Below are 588 nucleotides of genomic sequence, written 5' to 3' on the forward strand. Positions count from 1 at the left end.
CCGGCCGGAGCTGGTGGCGCGGCCGCGGCCCGCGGAGCTTCCCGCGTCGTTCGCGCAGCAGCGGCTGTGGTTCCTGGACCGGCTGGAGGGCGCCAGCGCGACCTACAACCTCCCCGTGGCCTTCACCGTCTCCGGCCGGGTGGACGCCCGGGCGCTGGAGCTGGCGCTCGGTGACGTGGTGGCCCGGCACGAGTCCTTGCGGACCGTGTTCGCCGAGGCCGCGGACGGCGGCCGGGCGACCCAGGTGATCCTGCCGCCGCAGCCCTTCGTCCTGAACCGGGTGGCCTGCTCCCCGCAGGAACACGCGGAAGCGGTGCGCGCCGCGGCGGGTCATGTCTTCGACCTGGCGGTGGATCTGCCGTTGCGGGCGACGTTGGTGTCGACGGGGGAGGAGGAGCATGTCCTGCTGCTTCTGCTGCACCACATCGCGGGTGACGGGGCGTCGATGGGTCCGTTGACGCGTGATCTGGGTGAGGCATATGCCGCTCGGCTGGGCGGGGAGGCTCCCTCGTGGGCCCCGCTCGCCGTCCAGTACGCGGATTACACGTTGTGGCAGCAGCGGTTGTTGGGTGAGGAGGGGGATCCCGG

The 588-nt window shown here is 72.6% G+C and carries 1 protein-coding gene; it reads left to right on the forward strand.

The window, feature by feature from the left end; translation table 11 throughout:
- The coding region (locus LG632_RS30015) for a condensation domain-containing protein (RefSeq protein WP_226731083.1) at positions 1 to 588 on the forward strand (588 nt) is incomplete at both ends.

The organism is Streptomyces antimicrobicus (genome assembly GCF_020532625.1).
Lineage (GTDB): Bacteria > Actinomycetota > Actinomycetes > Streptomycetales > Streptomycetaceae > Streptomyces > Streptomyces antimicrobicus.